Origin of the sequence: Xanthomonas hortorum, assembly GCF_011305375.1 — a bacterium.
In the GTDB taxonomy this organism is placed as follows: domain Bacteria; phylum Pseudomonadota; class Gammaproteobacteria; order Xanthomonadales; family Xanthomonadaceae; genus Xanthomonas; species Xanthomonas hortorum_E.
In genome coordinates, this window is the sequence record NZ_VCME01000002.1 from 92256 (window position 1) to 109997 (window position 17742).

Annotated in this window: 14 protein-coding genes; 12 read left to right on the forward strand and 2 right to left on the reverse strand. The window is 63.5% G+C overall.

The genetic code is table 11. The annotated features are described in order from the left end of the window. The first annotated feature begins 110 nt into the window (after positions 1–110). From FFY45_RS01970 to FFY45_RS01995, 6 genes are all read left to right on the forward strand, one after another. Positions 111–2282 (forward strand): RelA/SpoT family protein, encoded by a 2172-nt coding sequence (locus tag FFY45_RS01970; RefSeq protein ID WP_006451365.1) that lies wholly within the window; start codon positions 111–113, stop codon positions 2280–2282. 72 nt (positions 2283–2354) lie between these two features. Continuing rightward, the gene (locus FFY45_RS01975; protein WP_006451364.1) at positions 2355–2735 is read left to right on the forward strand and encodes a RidA family protein; all 381 of its coding nucleotides are present in this window, start codon (positions 2355–2357) and stop codon (positions 2733–2735) included. Between the two features lie 30 nt (positions 2736–2765). Then, a complete protein-coding gene (gene recG / locus FFY45_RS01980; protein ID WP_176339179.1) occupies positions 2766–4910 on the forward strand; it encodes an ATP-dependent DNA helicase RecG in 2145 nt (714 codons plus the stop codon). A 150-nt stretch (positions 4911–5060) separates the two neighbouring features. Next, the gene (locus FFY45_RS01985) at positions 5061–5999 is read left to right on the forward strand and encodes a nucleoside hydrolase (RefSeq protein WP_176339182.1); all 939 of its coding nucleotides are present in this window, start codon (positions 5061–5063) and stop codon (positions 5997–5999) included. Positions 6000–6071: 72 nt separating this feature from the next. Beyond that, positions 6072–6314 carry a type B 50S ribosomal protein L31 gene (locus tag FFY45_RS01990; protein ID WP_043889669.1) on the forward strand — a complete coding sequence of 81 codons (243 nt, stop codon included), beginning with the start codon at positions 6072–6074 and terminating at the stop codon, positions 6312–6314. Between the two features lie 229 nt (positions 6315–6543). After that, positions 6544–7833 carry a citrate synthase gene (locus tag FFY45_RS01995; RefSeq protein WP_176339184.1) on the forward strand — a complete coding sequence of 430 codons (1290 nt, stop codon included), beginning with the start codon at positions 6544–6546 and terminating at the stop codon, positions 7831–7833. A 103-nt stretch (positions 7834–7936) separates the two neighbouring features. On the opposite strand, the gene FFY45_RS02000 is transcribed toward FFY45_RS01995, so the two are convergent. Continuing rightward, entirely contained in the window at positions 7937–8587 is a 651-nt protein-coding gene (locus FFY45_RS02000) for a hypothetical protein (protein ID WP_023902578.1), read from the reverse strand. Between the two features lie 213 nt (positions 8588–8800). Continuing rightward, complete coding sequence (locus FFY45_RS02005; protein ID WP_176339185.1) at positions 8801–11227, reverse strand: penicillin-binding protein 1A; 2427 nt, start codon at positions 11225–11227, stop codon at positions 8801–8803. Positions 11228–11442: 215 nt separating this feature from the next. Here FFY45_RS02005 and FFY45_RS02010 point away from each other — a divergent pair, with 215 nt between their 5' ends. The 6 genes from FFY45_RS02010 (at position 11443) to FFY45_RS02035 (ending at position 17739) form a co-directional block, all read left to right on the forward strand. Then, positions 11443–12501, forward strand: a complete 1059-nt coding sequence (locus FFY45_RS02010) for a pilus assembly protein PilM (RefSeq protein WP_043909467.1) — start codon at positions 11443–11445, stop codon at positions 12499–12501. Beyond that, complete coding sequence (locus tag FFY45_RS02015) at positions 12501–13274, forward strand: PilN domain-containing protein (protein ID WP_176339186.1); 774 nt, start codon at positions 12501–12503, stop codon at positions 13272–13274. The genes FFY45_RS02010 and FFY45_RS02015 overlap by 1 nt, the downstream gene beginning before the upstream one ends. Next, positions 13271–13936, forward strand: coding sequence for a type IV pilus inner membrane component PilO (locus tag FFY45_RS02020; RefSeq protein WP_006451354.1), 666 nt, complete (start codon positions 13271–13273; stop codon positions 13934–13936). The genes FFY45_RS02015 and FFY45_RS02020 overlap by 4 nt, the downstream gene beginning before the upstream one ends. Then, positions 13933–14466 (forward strand): pilus assembly protein PilP, encoded by a 534-nt coding sequence (locus FFY45_RS02025; protein ID WP_006451353.1) that lies wholly within the window; start codon positions 13933–13935, stop codon positions 14464–14466. Before FFY45_RS02020 ends, FFY45_RS02025 begins: the two co-directional genes overlap by 4 nt. A 19-nt stretch (positions 14467–14485) precedes the next feature. Further along, positions 14486–16450 (forward strand): type IV pilus secretin PilQ, encoded by a 1965-nt coding sequence (locus FFY45_RS02030; protein ID WP_176339187.1) that lies wholly within the window; start codon positions 14486–14488, stop codon positions 16448–16450. Positions 16451–16719: 269 nt separating this feature from the next. Beyond that, positions 16720–17739, forward strand: a complete 1020-nt coding sequence (locus tag FFY45_RS02035; protein WP_023902584.1) for an AAA family ATPase — start codon at positions 16720–16722, stop codon at positions 17737–17739. Positions 17740–17742 lie beyond the last annotated feature (3 nt).

Sequence of the window (17742 nt, forward strand, 5' to 3'; positions counted from 1 at the left end):
ATCGATCCGAACAGCCCGCCTTGTGCGGGCTGTTTTCGTTTGCGGGCCGCTTTCGCGCGCGTAGTGCGCAAACGTTTGCCGTGACTGCGCCGCTGGCATAGTCTTCCGCCATGAACCCAGGCCCCACTGCCCAGGCGACCGTCGTGACGTCCTCGTCTCCCGACCCGGCCATCCCCGATTACGTCCTGCACCTTGAACGCGCTGCCAGCTACCTTCCCAAGGAGCAGCTGCCGATCCTGCGCCGTGCCTGGGAAGTAGGGGCCACCGCGCATGCCGGCCAGACCCGCAAGTCGGGCGAGCCTTACATCACCCATCCAGTCGCCGTGGCCGGCGTACTCGCCGAACTCGGCCTGGACATGGAATCGCTGATCGCCGCGATCCTGCACGACACCATCGAAGACACGCCGCTGACTCGCGAAGAGCTGGCCTCCGAGTTCGGCGAAGCGGTGGCCGAGCTGGTCGATGGCGTCACCAAGCTGGACAAGCTCAAGTTCCGCGACCGCCAGGAAGCGGCGGCGGAAAGTTTCCGCAAGATGCTGTTGGCGATGTCGCGCGACTTGCGCGTGATCATGATCAAGCTGGCCGACCGCCTGCACAACATGCGCACGCTGGGCGCGCAGAGCAGTGAGGCGCGCAGCCGCATCGCGCGCGAAACGCTGGAAATCTATGCGCCCATCGCACAGCGCCTGGGCATGAGCCTGATCAAGTCCGAGTTGCAGAACCTGGGCTTTCGCGCGCTGTATCCATGGCGTCACGCCATCATCGAAAAGCACATCCGCAGCCAACCGGTGGTGCGGCGCGAATCGATGGCGCAGGTGGAAGTGCAGTTGTCGCAGCGGCTGGCCAAGGAAGGGCTTGAACATCGTCTGGTCAGTCGCATCAAGACGCCCTGGAGCATCTATTCCAAGATGCACGAAGAGAACAAATCCTTCGACCAGGTGATGGATGTGTTCGGCTTCCGTCTGGTGGTGCGTTCGGTGGCCGATTGCTATCACGCCCTCGGCGCGGTGCATGCCACGTTCAAGCCGCTGGACGGGCGCTTTCGCGATTTCATCGCGATCCCGAAGGCCAACGGCTACCAGTCGCTGCACACCGTGTTGTTCGGACCCTACGGCTCGCCGATCGAAGTACAGATCCGCACCGAAGAGATGGACCTGATCGCCGAACGCGGCGTGGCCGCGCACTGGACCTACAAAGTCGGTTCCACATCGCCCAACAGTGCGCAGAGCCGTGCGCACGACTGGATCGTGGAGTTGATCGATTCGCAGCGCGCTGCTGGCTCGTCGCTGGAGTTTCTGGACAACGTCAAGGTCGATCTGTTCCCGGACGAGGTCTATCTGTTCACGCCCAAGGGCAAGATCCTGGCGTTGCCGCGCAATTCCACCGCGTTGGATTTTGCCTACGCGGTGCATACCGACGTGGGCAATCGCGCGGTCGCCTCGCGCGTGGACAAGAAGCTGGTGCCATTGCGCACCAAGCTGGTCAGCGGGCAGGCGGTTGAAATCATCACCGCGCGCTCGGCCACGCCCAAACCGCAGTGGCTGGAGTTTGTGGTCAGCAGCAAGGCGCGCACCGCGATCCGCCACCAGCTCAAGCAACTCGAACACGAAGATGCCGTGCAGCTCGGCCACCGCATGCTCGATCGCGCGCTGGAAGCGATGGACAGTTCGCTGGAACGGCTGCCCAAGGGCCGCCTGGACGCCTTCCTCAGCGAACACCGCTATCCGCGCCTGGAAGCCTTGCTGGCCGATGTGGCGCTGGGTAACTGGATGCCCAACCAGGCCGCGCAGGCCTTGATGGCCTATGCCGAACTGCGCGGCGGCGGGCATTCCAAGCATTCGCACGAAAAGATCCTGATCGACGGCAGCGAGCGTGGCGTGATCAGCTTCGCCAACTGTTGTCAGCCGATTCCCGGCGACGAAATCATGGGCTACCACACCGCCGGCAAGGGCATCGTGGTGCACCGGCTGGATTGCACCAACCTGGCCGAACTGCGCAAATCGCCCGAACGCTGGGTGCCGATCGATTGGGATTCGGGCGTCACCGGCGATTACGACACCGCATTGGTGGTCGAGGTGGAAAACCGCACCGGCGTGCTGGCGCAGCTTGCCGCGGCGATTGCGCAGAGCCAGTCCAACATCGAGCGTGTGGATTACCTGGACCGCGATTTCAATGCCGCGGTGCTGCGCTTCAACATCCAGGTCCGCGACCGCCGCCATCTGGCCGAAGTGATGCGCCGGTTGCGGCGCTTGCATGTGGTGCAAAGCGTGGGTCGTCAGTAAAACGCGCGCAACAGTCGAGCAAATCCGCACAAACGCCTAAACTGCTGCACACACCTTTGCAGCGGAGTTTCCATGTCCCAGATCATCCATACCGACCAGGCGCCTGCCGCCATTGGCCCGTATTCGCAGGCCGTGCGTGCCGGCAACACGGTGTATTTCTCCGGGCAGATCCCGCTGGATCCGGCCACCGGCGAGATCGTGCCGGGCGACATCGGTGCGCAAGCACGTCGCTGCTTCGACAACCTCAAGGCGGTGGCCGAAGCAGCCGGCGGCTCGCTCGACAAGATCGTGCGCCTGGGCCTGTACCTGACCGATCTCGGCCAGTTCGCCGCCGTCAACGCGGTGATGCAGGAGTATTTCCAGGCGCCGTTCCCCGCGCGTTCCACCATCGAAGTCTCCGGTCTGCCCAAGGGCGCCGGTTTCGAAGTCGATGCGGTGATGGTGCTCGAGTGATCCAGTTCGACTGATCCGATTCGATCTGCCGTGCCACGCGCGCTCACCGTCACGCCGAGCCTGGCCGTCGCAGGCCAGGCGTCGCTGTCCAGCCTGCCCGGGGTCGGCCCGAAAGTGGCCGAGAAGTTCGCTGCGCGTGGGATTTTCACGTTGCAGGATCTGTGGCTGCATCTGCCGCTGCGTTACGAAGACCGCACGCGGCTGACCACGATCGCGCAGTTGCAGGGCGGCGTGCCGGCGCAGATCGAAGGCCGCGTCGATGCGATGGAGCGCGGCTTCCGCTTCCGGCCGGTGCTGCGGGTAGCGGTGTCGGACGACTCGCACGGCACTTTGGTGCTGCGCTTTTTCCACTTCCGCGCGGCCCAGGTGGCGCAGTTCGCGCCGGGCACGCGGGTGCGGGTGTTCGGCACGCCCAAACCGGGGCAGAACGGTTGGGAAATCGTTCACCCCAGTTACCGTGTGCTGGCGGAGGGCGAAGACGCCGGGCTGGGCGATAGCCTGGACCCGGTCTATCCGGTGTTGGAGGGCGTTGGGCCGGCCACGCTGCGCAAGCTCATCGGCCAGGCGTTGGAGCGGTTGCCGCCGGAGGCCGCGCTGGAATTGCTGCCGCCGCATTGGCTGCAGGACGAACAATTGCCCTCTTTGCGCGAGGCGCTGCTGACCATGCATCGCCCGCCGGTCAACACCGACCCGCAGCAACTGCTCGCGGGCGGCCATCCGGCCCAGCAACGCCTGGCGATCGAGGAACTGCTGGCGCATCAACTCAGCCTGCGCCGCCAACGCATCGCCTTGCAGCGCTTTCATGCGCCCAGGCTGCCCGGCAATGGCAACCTCGTGCAGCAACTGCGCGCGGCATTGCCGTTCCAGCTCACCGGCGCGCAGCAGCGCGTGTTCGAGCAGATTGCGCGCGATCTTGCCAAGCCATCGCCGATGCTACGGCTGGTGCAGGGCGATGTCGGCAGCGGTAAAACCGTGGTCGCCGCGTTGGCGGCGATGCTGGCGGTGGAGCAGGGCAAGCAAGTGGCGCTGGCCGCGCCGACCGAACTGCTGGCCGAGCAGCACCTCACCAACCTGCGTGGCTGGCTGGAACCGCTGGGCGTGCGCATCGTCTGGCTGGCCGGCAAGGTCACCGGCAAGGCGCGTGCTGCGGCGATGGCCGAGGTGGCCTCCGGCCAGGCACAGGTCGTCGTCGGCACGCATGCATTGATGCAGGAGGCGGTGGTCTTTCACGACCTCGCGCTGGCCATCATCGACGAGCAGCACCGCTTCGGTGTGCATCAGCGGCTTGCCCTGCGCGACAAGGGTGCGGCTGCCGGCAGCGTGCCGCATCAATTGGTGATGACCGCCACCCCGATCCCGCGCACCCTGGCGATGTCGACCTATGCGGATCTGGATGTTTCCGCCATTGACGAGCTGCCGCCCGGGCGCACGCCGGTACAGACGATTGTCTTGAGCGCAGAACGTCGCCCGGACCTGGTAGAGCGCATCCGCGCCGCCTGCGCCGAAGGGCGTCAGGCGTACTGGGTGTGCACCTTGATCGAAGAAAGCGAAGAGCCCGGCAAAGGCGCGCCGCCTGGCCCGCCAAGGATCGAAGCGCAGGCCGCAGAAGTCACCTTTGAAGCGCTATCGGCACAGTTGCCGGGCGTGCGCGTGGCGCTGGTGCACGGCCGCATGAAGCCGGCCGAAAAACAAAAAGCCATGCTGGATTTCAAGCAGGGCCACACCGATCTGCTGGTCGCCACCACCGTGATCGAAGTGGGCGTGGACGTCCCCAACGCCTCGCTGATGATCATCGAAAATGCCGAGCGCCTGGGCCTTGCCCAGTTGCATCAGCTGCGCGGACGGGTCGGCCGCGGCGCGGCTGCGTCCAGTTGCGTGCTGCTGTATCAGGCGCCGTTGTCGATGATGGCGCGCCAGCGTCTGGAAACCATGCGCCAGACCAACGACGGCTTCGTGATCGCCGAAAAGGATCTGGAGTTGCGTGGCCCTGGCGAATTGCTGGGCACCCGGCAGACCGGCCTGGCGAGTTTTCGCATTGCCGATCTGGCCCGCGATGCCGGGTTGCTGCCGCGCGTGCAGGTGCTCGCCGAACGACTGCTGGCCGAAGCGCCGGAGATCGCCGATCGTGTCGTTGCGCGTTGGATCGGCAGTGCGGTGCGTTACGCAGCTGCGTGAGCGGCGGAGATTGGGCATTCGGAATTGGGGATTGGGGATTGGGGATTGGTAAAGCCAGGTCGCTGCGATCTGGGTGTGTAGGGATTCGCGTGCCCCGCCGATCCTTGCGAAGATGCGGTAACGAATCCCGAATGACCAATCCCGAATCCCATGACAAAAAAGATACCGCTGCTGATCGACACCGACCCGGGCGTGGATGACGCGCTGGCGCTGCTGATGGCGTTCAACGACACGCGTCATGAGGTGGTCGGCCTGACCATCGCCGCCGGCAACGTGGGCCTGGAGCACACCGTGCGCAACGCCTTGAAGGTCTGCGAGATTGCGGGCCGCGACGATGTGCCGGTCTACGCGGGCTGCCCGCAGCCGCTGCTGCATCCGTCGGTGGATGCGGCGCACGTGCATGGCATCGATGGCTTTGGCGATGTCGGCCTGGCGCCGGCCAAGCGCACTGCCGAGGCCGAGCATGCCGCGCTGGCCATCCTGCGCCTGTCGCATGAGCACGCGGGCAAGCTGTTGCTGGTCGCGCTCGGCCCGCTGACCAATCTTGCCCTGGCACTTACGCTGGACCCGACCCTGCCGCAGCGCGTGGCGCGGCTGGTGGTAATGGGTGGGGCGCTGACCGGGCACGGCAATATCACCGTGGCGGCCGAATTCAATATCGGCTTCGACCCGGAGGCGGCGCATATCGTGTTCCGCGGTTTTCCGCAGTTCGATGTCGCCGACTGGGAGGCCACCATCGCGCACGGCCTGCTGCATCGCGATGTCGAGCAATGGCTGGCGACGGACTCTGCACGCGCGAAGTTCTACGAGGAAATCTCGCGCAAGACCCGGCTGTGGTCCGAAGACAGCCGTGGCGAGCACTGGTACGCTGCCGATGCGCTGGCGATGGCCTTCGCGCTGCATCCAGAGGGCGCGCAGCGGCTGGAGCGGCGGCCGGTCCACATCGAGCTGACTGGCACCCACACCCGTGGCATGACCGTGGTGGACTGGAATCGCCGAGACGGCGCGCCCGACAACGCCAACCTGCTGCTGGACTACGACCGCCAGCGGTTCCATGGCCTGGTCGAGGCGGCGTTGGCAGCGGGTTAGGACGCAGCTTGCGCCGGGCAAAGGTAGGCCGCTATAATGACCGGCTTATCCAGGCAGCCCGGCGCCAAGTCCATGAAAGATAACGTTCATCCCAGCTACAACGACGTCGTCTTCCACGACGTGACGTCCGATTTCAAGATTCTGACCCGTTCCACCATGAGCTCGAAAGAGACCGTGAAGTGGGAAGACGGCCAGGACTATCCGCTGATCAAGGTGGATATCTCCTCGGCATCGCACCCGTTCTATACCGGCAAGCACAAGGTGATCGACACCGGCGGCCGTATCGACAAGTTCCAGAAGCGCTACGCGCGCTGAACTTGCAGGACGGGCTGTACCGGCAACGGCCGCGCATTGCGCGGCCGTTGTTTTTTGCGCGGTGACAACTTCGTTTTTACGCCCCGGACGGGTGCGTCTACGACTTCTGTCCAAGCGACGGCCAAAATGTTGCTGTGCGATAATGACGTGATCCGGGGCGATGCCCTGGACTTCCATCACGTGCCTGCCCATTTGGTGACAGGCGCCTTCCACTGAAGGAGCGTACACAGTGTCCGATCTTGATCAGGTCACGCTCAACGCCGGCGAAAAGTCGGTTGTTCTGCCGGTACTCAAGCCCACGCTTGGCAACGATTGCGTCGATATTTCAAAGCTGACCAAAGAAACCGGTCTGTTCACTTACGACTCGGGCTTCACCGCCACCGCCAGCTGCAAGTCGGCCATCACCTACATTGATGGCGACAACGGCGTTTTGTTGTATCGCGGCTACCCGATCGAACAGTTGGCCGAGAAGTCCAGCTTCCTGGAAGTCTCGTATCTGCTGATGAACGGCGAACTGCCGACGGCGGATGAGTTCCAGAAGTTCGACCACGAAGTCACGCATCACACGATGATGCACGAGTCGCTGAAGAACTTCCTCGGTGGCTTCCGCCACGACGCGCACCCGATGGCCATGCTGGCCGGTTCGGTCGCCTCGCTGTCGGCGTTCTATCACGACACCCTGGACCTCAACGATCCGGAGCAGCGCCGTCAGGCTGCCATCCGTCTGATCGCCAAGGTGCCGACGTTGGCTGCTGCTGCGTATCGCTATTCGATCGGCTGGCCGATCCGCTACCCGCGCAACAACCTCAACTACGTCGACCGCTTCCTGCACATGATGTTCGAAGTGCCGAGCGAGCCGCTGGAGATCAATCCGGTGGTCGCCAAGGCGCTGGATCTGCTGTTCATCCTGCATGCCGATCACGAGCAGAATGCCTCGACCTCGACCGTGCGTCTGGTCGGTTCGACCGGTGCCAATCCGTATGCCTCGGTCGCTGCCGGTATCACCGCGCTGTGGGGCCCGGCACATGGTGGCGCCAACGAAGCCGTGCTGAAGATGCTGGAAGAGATCGGCACCGCCGACAACGTCGAGTCCGCCGTGGCCAAGGCCAAGGACAAGAACTCCTCGTTCCGTCTGATGGGCTTCGGTCACCGCGTCTACAAGAACTTCGACCCGCGCGCCAAGATCATCCGCGAGATGACCCACAAGGTGCTGGGCGAGCTGGGCGTCAACGACCCGCTGCTGGAAGTGGCGCTGAAGCTGGAAGAAGCCGCGTTGAAGGACGACTACTTCGTGCAGCGCAAGCTGTACCCGAACGTCGACTTCTACTCGGGCCTGATCTACAAGGCGCTGAATATCCCGGTGGAAATGTTCACCGTGATGTTCGCCATCGCACGCACCGCCGGCTGGGTGTCGCATTGGCTGGAGCAGCAGGTCGATCCGGAAATGAAGATCGGCCGTCCGCGCCAGATCTACACCGGCTACGACAAGCGCGACTATAAGGACGCCGGCCAGCGCTAAGCGCTTGCGGTTGTCTGCTTGAACCAGCGCCCCGCATTGCGGGGCGTTTGCTTTGATGGGTGGGGCGTTGCGGTCGGTCGTCGATCGTTACAGCCGGCTGCGGTCAGCGCAGCTGTTGCAAAGAATCGCGGCCGTCCTCGTCGGCCAGCAGCTGACGTACTTGCGCGGCCGATGCGCGCGGCATCGGTTTTTCGTCCAGCTGGGATAGCGGTGCCTGGCGCAGCGCGTCGTAGGGCAGCACGGTCAGGTCGAAGGTCAGATCCTCTGCACTAAACAGCCACACCGGGAACTCGCCATTGCGTTCGCGATCCAGGCGCAGCCGGCGCGTGCGTAATTCGGCCGGGATGCGGTGTTCTTCGAGAAACCGCTGCACTGCGTCGGCATCGTCGCTGTGCAGCTGCAATTGCACAGGCGCATTGGCGTCGGCGGTGCCATCGAGCACCGGGCCGGTCAGTCGCGGCTGGAACGGGCCGAGAAACTCCAGTGCACGCAATGCGGCCTCGCGTCGCTGGCGTAGTCGCACGCCATGCGCGGGGCCGGCAAACAGACGTTGATATTCGCGCAATGCGTCTTCGATCTCGCGGTTGCGTGGCAGCGATGCATCGTCATGGATGCCCAATCGGCTGGCCGCCTTGAGCTTGGCTTGATGAAAATCGCGGATGCCGCCTTCGGCCATCAGCCGGGCGGCTTCGTGCGCCAATCGATGGCGACGCTCTCGGGTTCGCGTATCGGCGTGCTCGCGCGCGTGGTGCATGACCGGGCTCCCCTAATGAACCTGGTTCGACTCTACAACAGCCGCATGACGGCGTGGCGAATGCGGCCTGTCTTCCCTTGAAGGGAAATCAAGCAACGGTGATTGCCAGTGCCCTCTACTGCGACTGGGGCAGTCGATGCCGCTAAACCGTTCGGGGAACCGGGCGGGTGATGCCGCCGCGATTCCCCAATCCCGAATCCCCAATCCCGGCTCTTAAAAAATATCGAACGCCTTCTCGTCCTGCTGTTCCTGCAGGCCGTAGTCGTAATCCTGCAGACGATCGAGATCTTCGTTCTTCACCCATTCCACCGCACCGTTGATGGTGGCCTGGGTCATGCCGTCGGGCGGGTCGTTGGCTGCGATCGGCTTGTCCTTCAGCGCCACGCGCATGTAGTCGATCCAGATCGGCAGTGCGGCCTTGCCGCCGTACTCGCGATAGCCGAGCGAGCGGAAATCGTCGCGACCCACCCACACCGTAGTGGCGTAGGGGCCGCCGAAACCGGAGAACCAGGCGTCGCGGTGATCGTTGGTCGAGCCGGTCTTGCCGCCCACGTCCTCGCGGCCCAGCACCTTGGCCGCGGTGCCGGTGCCGCGCTGGACCACGTCGCGCATCATCGACACCAACTGATACGCAGTACGCTCGTCGATGGCGCGCGGCGCGATCTTGGTTTCGGCAACGGCTGCCGGGGTGGTCTCCGCTGGTGTGGCCGGCGCTGCGGTAGCCGGTTCGATCGACTTGGGCAACGCAGGCGCGCCGAAGTTGAAGCCGTCCACCACCTGGCTCACCGGTGCGGCGGTGCCGCCCTGCGTCGCGCAGGTGCGGCAGGCCACGGCCGGCACTTCCTTGAAGATGACGTTGCCGTCGCGGTCCTTGACCTCGTCCACGATCCAGGTCTCCACCCGAGAGCCGCCATTAGCGAACACCGCATAGCCACGCGCGACCGAGAGCGGCGTCAGCGATGCGGTGCCCAGCGACATCGACAGGTTGGGCGGCAGCTCCGCTTCCTGGAAGCCGAACTGGCTGATGTACTTGCGTGCGAAATCGACGCTGATTGCGTCCAACAGCCGCACCGAGACCAGATTGCGCGATTGCACCAATGCCTCGCGCAGGCGCATCGGGCCGCGAAAACCGCCGCCGTCGTTCTGCGGCGACCAGGTCTTGCCGCGGCGGTCACGGAACACCACCGGCGCATCGAGCACGATCGAGGCCGGATTGAAGCCCTTCTCGAACGCGGCCGCATATACGAACGGCTTGAAGCTCGAGCCCGGCTGGCGACGCGCCTGGGTGGCGCGATTGAACTTGTTGCCGGCAAAGCTGAAGCCGCCGACCAGTGCGCGCAGGGCGCCGCTGTTGGCGTCCAGCGACACCAGCGCGGCCTGGCCGCGCGGCAACTGGTCGATGATCCACTCGCCTTCTTTGTCGCCGGCGCGAATGCGGGTCAGGTCACCGCGCGTCAGCAGCTTGGCCGGTGTCTTGTTGGTCCAGCGGCTGGCGCTCGCGGGCAATGTCAGCTCGGTCTTGTCGCTCTGCACCACGGTCACGCCGCCATCGGCATTGGTGCGCGCCACGATCACCGCGCGCAGGCCGCCTTGGGTGAACACGCCCGACAGATGCTTGGCCAGCGCCGGCGCATCGGCATCGGCGGCGACATCGAAATGCTGCTCCACGCCGTGCCAGCCATGCCGGTGGTCGTACAGGCGCAGGCCTTCTGCGATCGCCGCATCGGCGCCGGTCTGCAGCGTCGCGTCGATGGTGGTGGTGACGTGGTAGCCCTTGTTAAGCACGTCGCCGCCGTACTTGGCGATCATTTCCTGGCGCACCAACTCGGCCACATAAGGCGCATAGACCTCGACCGGCGGCTCGTGCGGCTTGGCGTGCATCGGCACCGCCTTGGCGGCATCGGCTTCGGCCTGGGTGACAAAGCCCAGCTCGGCCATGCGTTGCAGCACGTAGTAATCGCGCCGTTCCTGCGCACGTTCCGGGTTGCTGATCGGGTTGCCGCTGGACGGGAACTTGGGGATACCGGCCAGCGAAGCCATCTCATCCAGGCTCAACTCGCTCATCTTCTTGCCGTAGTAGTACTCGGCCGCGGCACCCACGCCGTAGGCGCGGTTGCCGAAGAAGCTCTTGTTGAGATACAGCTCGAAGATTTCGTCCTTGCTCAGCTCACTCTCGATCTTGCGCGCCAACAGGATCTCGGCGAGCTTGCGGGTGTAGCTGTACTCGGAACTGAGGAAGAACTGGCGCGCCACCTGCTGGGTGATCGTCGAACCACCCGGCACACGCTTGGCGTCGGTGGTGGCCAGCAGCCAGACTGCACGGCCGATGCCTTTGTAGTCCACACCTCCGTGCTGGTAGAAGCGCGCATCCTCGGTCGCCAAAAAAGCCTGCTTGAGGCGCAGCGGCACGTCCTTCATCTGGATCGGGTAGCGCCGGGTCTCGCCATACACGGCCATCAGGCGGCCGTCGCTGGCATAGACGTACATCGGCTCCTGCAGCTCGACCTGCTTGAGCGACTGCACGTCCGGCAACTTCGAGGAAATGGCGTAATACAGGCCGCCGGCAGCAATAGCGCCAAGCAGTGCTAGCACGACGAGCGTGGCCAGGATCCAGCCCAACCAACGGCGAATACGGGGCATGTAAGAGAGATTCCGATTGCAGATTTCTTGGTCACAGAGTATAGATGACGCCGAGTTTGGCTGGGGCCGAACTATGGGGATCGCAGAAGACAGCGCTGGGGATCACGTCGTGGGGCGATTGCTTTGCGCGTGAAGGGCTTGTCAACTGTTAAAATTTGATTATTAATACGAGGGCGCAGACATGCGTCCAAGTGCCCGTCGGCAGGGGAGTTTCCGTGGGGCTTCTACCCAAGAGTCAATCGCCACTGATTGGTGTCGATATCAGTTCCACTGCAGTCAAGCTCTTGCAGCTGTCGCGTAGCGGGAATCGTTTTCGCGTGGATCATTACGCGGTGGAACCGTTGCCGCCGAACGCGGTCGTGGAAAAGAACATTGTCGAAGTGGAGGCGGTGGGCGAAGCCATTCGCCGCGCCATCAATCGTTCCGGCAGCAAGGCCAAGAACGCGGCTGCGGCCGTGGCCGGGTCGGCGGTGATCACCAAGTTGATCCCGATGCCGGCCGATCTGGACGACAGCGATATGGAAGCCCAGGTCGAACTCGAGGCGACCAATTACATTCCGTACCCGATCGAGGAAGTGAATCTCGATTTCGAAGTGCTCGGCCCGATGCCCAACAGCCCGGACATGGTCCAGGTGCTGCTGGCTGCCTCGCGTTCGGAGAATGTGGAACTGCGCCAGTCCGCGCTGGAACTCGGTGGCCTGGTTGCCAAGGTGATGGACGTGGAGGCCTTTGCGGTCGAAAACGCGTTTGCCCTGGTCGCCAGTGAGCTGCCGGTGGCCGCCGATGCAGTGGTTGCGCTGGTGGACATCGGCGCGACCATGACCACGCTGAGCGTGCTGCGTTCCGGTCGCAGTCTGTATAGCCGCGAGCAGGTGTTCGGCGGCAAGCAGCTCACCGATGAAGTGATGCGCCGTTACGGCCTGACCTATGAAGAAGCCGGCCTGGCCAAGCGTCAGGGCGGTTTGCCGGAGAGCTACGAGGTCGAAGTGCTGGAGCCGTTCAAAGAGGCGACGGTGCAGCAGATCAGCCGCCTGTTGCAGTTCTTCTACGCGGGCAGCGAATTCAATCGCGTCGACTGCATCGTGCTGGCCGGCGGTTGCGCCGCGCTGTCGCGCCTGCCGGAGATGGTGGAAGAGCAACTCGGCGTGACCACCGTGGTCGCCAACCCGCTTGCACAGATGACGCTCGGCCCGAAGGTTCAGGCCCATGCGCTGGCGCTGGATGCGCCTGCATTGATGATTGCCACCGGCCTGGCCCTGAGGAGCTTTGACTGATGGCAAGAATCAATCTATTGCCCTGGCGCGCCGAGCGCCGGAAGGCGCGTGAGCGTGAGTTCTACTCGATGCTCGGCTTCGCAGCGCTTGCTGGCGTGCTGCTGTCCGGACTGATCTGGTTCTATTACGACGCGCAGATCAGTGGCCAGACCGAACGCAATGCGTTCCTGACCACCGAGATCGACAAGGTCAAGGCGCAGAACGAAGAGATCAAGGAGCTCGACAAGAAGAAGGACCGCCTGCTTGCGCGCAAGAAGGTCATCGAGGAGCTGCAGGCCAATCGCTCGCAGATGGTGCATCTGTTCGATTCGCTGGTGCGCACCATTCCCGATGGCGTAGCGCTGACCAACATCAAGCAGGACGGCGACATCCTGACCCTGGAAGGCCGCTCGCAATCCAATGCGCGCGTCAGTGCCTACATGCGCAACCTGGAAGGCTCGGGCTGGATGACCAATCCTGATCTGTCGATCATCGAGGCCAAGAGCCAGGACAAGGCCGGGCAACCTGCGGGATCGTCGATGGAAACCAAGGCGCTGCCGTACGTGTTCACGCTCAAGGTCAAGTTGGCCAATCCGAACGAGGCCGACAAGAACGGCACCGCGCCCGCGGTGGTGGATCCGGCCGCGCCGGGTGCGACGCCTACTGGTACCACGCCTGCTGCTCCTGCAGCGGCGCCCGCGCCTGCAACACCGCCGAGCGCACCTGCGGCAGCACCGCAGCCAGCGCCGGCGCCGGCGCCCGCCAATCGGCCGCAGCAGGGGGCAGCGTCATGAGCAAGAAATCCTTCAAGCTCAGCGATCTGGACTTCAACAACATCGGCGGTTGGCCGCAGCAGGCACGCATCGTGTTCTGCGTGGTGGTTGGTCTGTTCATTCTGGTGCTGGCCTGGTTCCTGTTGATCAGCGGCAAGCGCGATGAACTCGAAGGCCTGGAAGGCACCGAAACGCAGCTGCGCACCGAGTTCGAGACCCAGCAGGGTCGCGCGGTGAATCTGGAGCCGCTCAAGCAGCAGCTCGCGCAGATGGAACAGGTGCTGCAGCAGATGCTGCGTCAGCTGCCCAGCAAGACCGAGATGCCGGATCTGATCATCGACATCTCGCAGACCGCGTTGTCCAGCGGCCTGTCCAACGAGCTGTTCCAGCCGGGTCCGGAATCGCCGAAGGAGTTTTACGCCGAGAAGCCGATCGCGCTGCGCATGGTGGGCAGTTACCACCAGTTCGGTGCCTTCGTCAGCGGTGTCGCCTCGCTGCCGCGCGTGGTGATCCTGACCATGCACGACATCAACCTCAAGCCGAAGGACCCCAAGGCCGGTATCACCCCGCGCGGGGCGCTGGAACTTTCCGGCACGGTCAAGACCTATCGTTATCTGGACGATGAGGAAATGGCCGAGCAGGAGAAGGCTGCGGCCGACGCTGCGAAGAAGGGCGGCCAATGACCATGAAACTGCTCAAGATCCTGTCCTGCGTGGCGTTAATTGCTGTATTGCCGGCGTGCACGCGCGGTGTGACCAGCACACCGGGCGATGCGCCGAATCTGGAAGCCTGGGTTGCCGAGGTACGCGCACGTCCGGCGCCGCCGTTGGAGCCATTGCCGGTGATGCAGCAGTTCGAGACATTCGAGTATGCCGCGCAGGTGATGCGCGACCCGTTCAGCGATGCCTGGGTCACTGCGGAAGGCAGCAACGGTACGCGTCCGGATCCGAACCGGCGCAAGGAACCGTTGGAAGCCTATCCGCTCGACGCCCTCGACATGGTGGGGACCATTGGCGGTGGGTCGGGCCTGATTGCGCTGGTGATGGCGCCTGACAAGGTGACTTACCGGGTGCGGCCGGGTGTGTATCTGGGACAGAGCGATGGCCGGGTGACCGGGGTCTACGAAGACCGCATCGAGCTGATTGAACTTGTGCCGGACGGTGCGGGTGGATGGCTTGAACGGCCGGCCGCACTCGCATTGGATGATCAATAAAGTGATAGGGGATAGCACGATGACGTTTTCCAATGCCCGGCGGCTGCGTCCGGTTCGACGCCACGCGATGTTCCAGGCCTGTGCGTTGGGGTTCGCGCTGGCAGTGGCGAGCGGCAGCGCGTTCGCAGCGGCGGCGCTGAAGCAGCCTGCGCAGGATCCGGCCAAGGTCGCTCCGGCGAGTCTGGCGGTGTCCAAGATCGATTTCAAACGTGGCGAAGATGGTTCAGGCCGCCTGATCCTGCAGTTCGACGGCCAGGGCGCCAGCCCGGATCTGCGCACGCAGGGCGACAGCGTGCTGGTCGACATCAGCAACGCCCGGTTGCCTGCCGAACTGCAGCGCCCGCTCAACGTCACCGACTTCGCAACGCCGGTGCAGCGCGTCGAAGTGAAGCCGTCCGGTTCCGGTTCGCAGCTGGTGCTGTCGACCAAGGGTGCGTTCGATTCGCTGGCCTATCAGACCGGCAACGAATACGTGGTCGAGATCACGCCGCGCAAAGGCCAGCCGGCGGTTGGTGGCGTGAGCCCCGCAGCGGTCACCCAGGCAGCAGCGCAGATTGCTGCGCGCGGCTACAGTGGCCGCCCGGTGACGTTCAACTTTCAGGACGTGCCGGTGCGCACCGTGCTGCAGCTGATCGCCGAGGAGTCCAACCTCAATATCGTCGCCTCCGACACGGTGCAGGGCAATGTCACGCTGCGCCTGATGAACGTGCCGTGGGACCAGGCGCTGGACATCGTGCTGCGCGCCAAAGGCCTGGACAAGCGCCGCGACGGTGGCGTGGTGTGGGTCGCACCGCAGCCGGAGCTGGCCAAGTTCGAGCAGGATAAAGAAGACGCCCGCATTGCGATCGAGAATCGCGAGGATCTGATTACCGATTACGTGCAGATCAATTACCACAATGCAGCTGTGATCTTCAAAGCGCTAACCGAGGCGAAGGGGATTGGTGGTGGCGGTCAGGGCGGTGGTCAAGGTGGGCAAGGCGGCGGCCAGCAGGACAATGGATTTTTGTCGCCTCGCGGTCGGCTAGTTGCGGACGAACGCACTAATACGTTGATGATCAGCGATATCCCTAAGAAGGTCGCGCAGATGCGCGAGCTGATTTCGCACATTGATCGGCCTGTTGATCAGGTGCTGATTGAAAGTCGTATTGTAATTGCGACCGATACTTTTGCGCGCGACTTGGGCGCGCGTTTTGGAGTCTCTGGAGCCACTAGCCGGGGGATTTTGAGTGGTTCGCTTGAGAGTAATGTCAATTACAGCAATACGTTGAATCAACGCAACAATGAGCTTAATAACACTCGAACGCCCGCCACACCCAATGGTACGAGCACCACGCTGCCAACCTTCTTGTTTCCGTCGGGATTGAATATTGATCTTGGAGCTGGTGGATTCACGAACAGTGGCGCAGCCGGCCTTGCTTATACTCTGCTAGGGTCGAACTTCAATCTGGATATTGAATTATCTGCGATGCAGGAAGAAGGGCGCGGCGAAGTCGTATCCAATCCGCGCATCGTGACTGCCAATCAGCGCGAAGGCGTCATCAAGCAGGGTCGAGAGATCGGCTATGTGACCATCAGCGGTGCGGGTGTTGCAGGCGGTGGGTCGCAGGCTAACGTGCAGTTTAAGGAAGTTCTGCTTGAGCTGAGAGTGACCCCCACCATTACCAATGACAATCGTGTCTTCCTCAATATGAATGTCAAGAAGGACGAAGTCGCACGCTTCATCACTTTGCCGCAATACGGCACGGTGCCCGAAATCAATCGTCGGGAAGTCAATACCGCGGTTCTGGTGGCCGACGGTGAAACGGTGGTGATCGGTGGCGTTTACGAATTTACCGATCGGGAAAGTGTTTCAAAGGTTCCGTTTTTGGGAGACATTCCATTCCTGGGCAACCTGTTCAAGAAACGTGGGCGCAGCAAGGAGAAAGCCGAGCTTCTGGTCTTTGTGACTCCCAAGGTATTGCGAGTCGCAAACGCAGCACGGTAAGCGTGCTGGATATGAGGGGGGCCGCGAAAGCGGCCTTCTTCTTTTCAGGTCATGCACTCGAATTCTAGGCGCAGTGCGCTCATCTGCGTTCCAAGTTGAGAGGCTTACCTAGCTGGAACAATAGGCGATCGACGCCGTGGTTTTTTCTGTGATGTGCCCAGGAGAGCCGTCCATCCGCAGTATGGCCGGCAGCGTGACCTTAGTCGCTCACTGAACATCCCGATGCCATTGAGTGAACCAATCGCGCTCGAATCGGTCACACTGAGCCTATGAACGCACCGCCGCTGCTACCCCCAGAAGCCGCCGCCGCGCCCACCGAGGACCGGCTGCATCGTCAATTCACCTTGCTGCGCGAGTCGCTGACGCAGCGCATCGTGGGCCAGTCTGCGCTGGTCGAGCGGCTGCTGATCGCCTTGCTCGCTGACGGCCATCTGCTGGTCGAGGGTGCGCCGGGGTTGGCCAAGACCACCGCGATCCGGGCGCTGGCCTCGCGGCTGGAAGCGGATTTCGCGCGGGTGCAGTTCACCCCGGATCTGCTGCCTTCCGATCTGACCGGTACCGAGATCTGGCGGCCGCAGGACAGCCGTTTCGAATTCATGCCGGGGCCGATCTTCCATCCGATTCTGCTGGCCGACGAGATCAACCGTGCGCCGGCCAAGGTGCAGTCGGCGCTTCTCGAGGCGATGGGCGAGCGCCAGGTCACTGTGGGCCGGCACACCTATGCGCTGCCGCAGCTGTTCCTGGTGATGGCGACGCAGAACCCGATCGAGCAGGAGGGCACGTTCCCGTTGCCCGAGGCGCAGCTCGATCGCTTCCTGATGCATGTGCGTATCGGCTACCCGCAGGCGGATGCCGAGGCGGAGATTCTGCGCCTGGCGCGCGAAGCAGCACGCGATACGCTGGAAAAGCACGAGACGGTGCCCGACAAGATTCCGCTGGAAGACGTCTTCGCTGCGCGACGTGTGGTGCTGGATGTGCATCTGGCGCCGCAGCTTGAGCGCTATCTGATCGAGATCGTGCTGGCTTCGCGCGATGCGCAGCGCTACGACCCGGCATTGGCGCGGCGGATTGCCTGGGGCGCCAGCCCACGTGGTTCGATCGCGCTGGAGCGCTGCGCACGTGCGCGTGCGTGGCTGGCGGGGCGCGATTACGTGACGCCGGACGATATCCGCGCAATTGCGCCCGACGTGCTGCGCCACCGCGTGCTGCCCAGCTACGAAGCCACCGCCGAAGGCTGGGATGGCGAACGCCTGGTCGCCGCTTTGCTGGAAAAGATTCCGCTGCCCTGATCG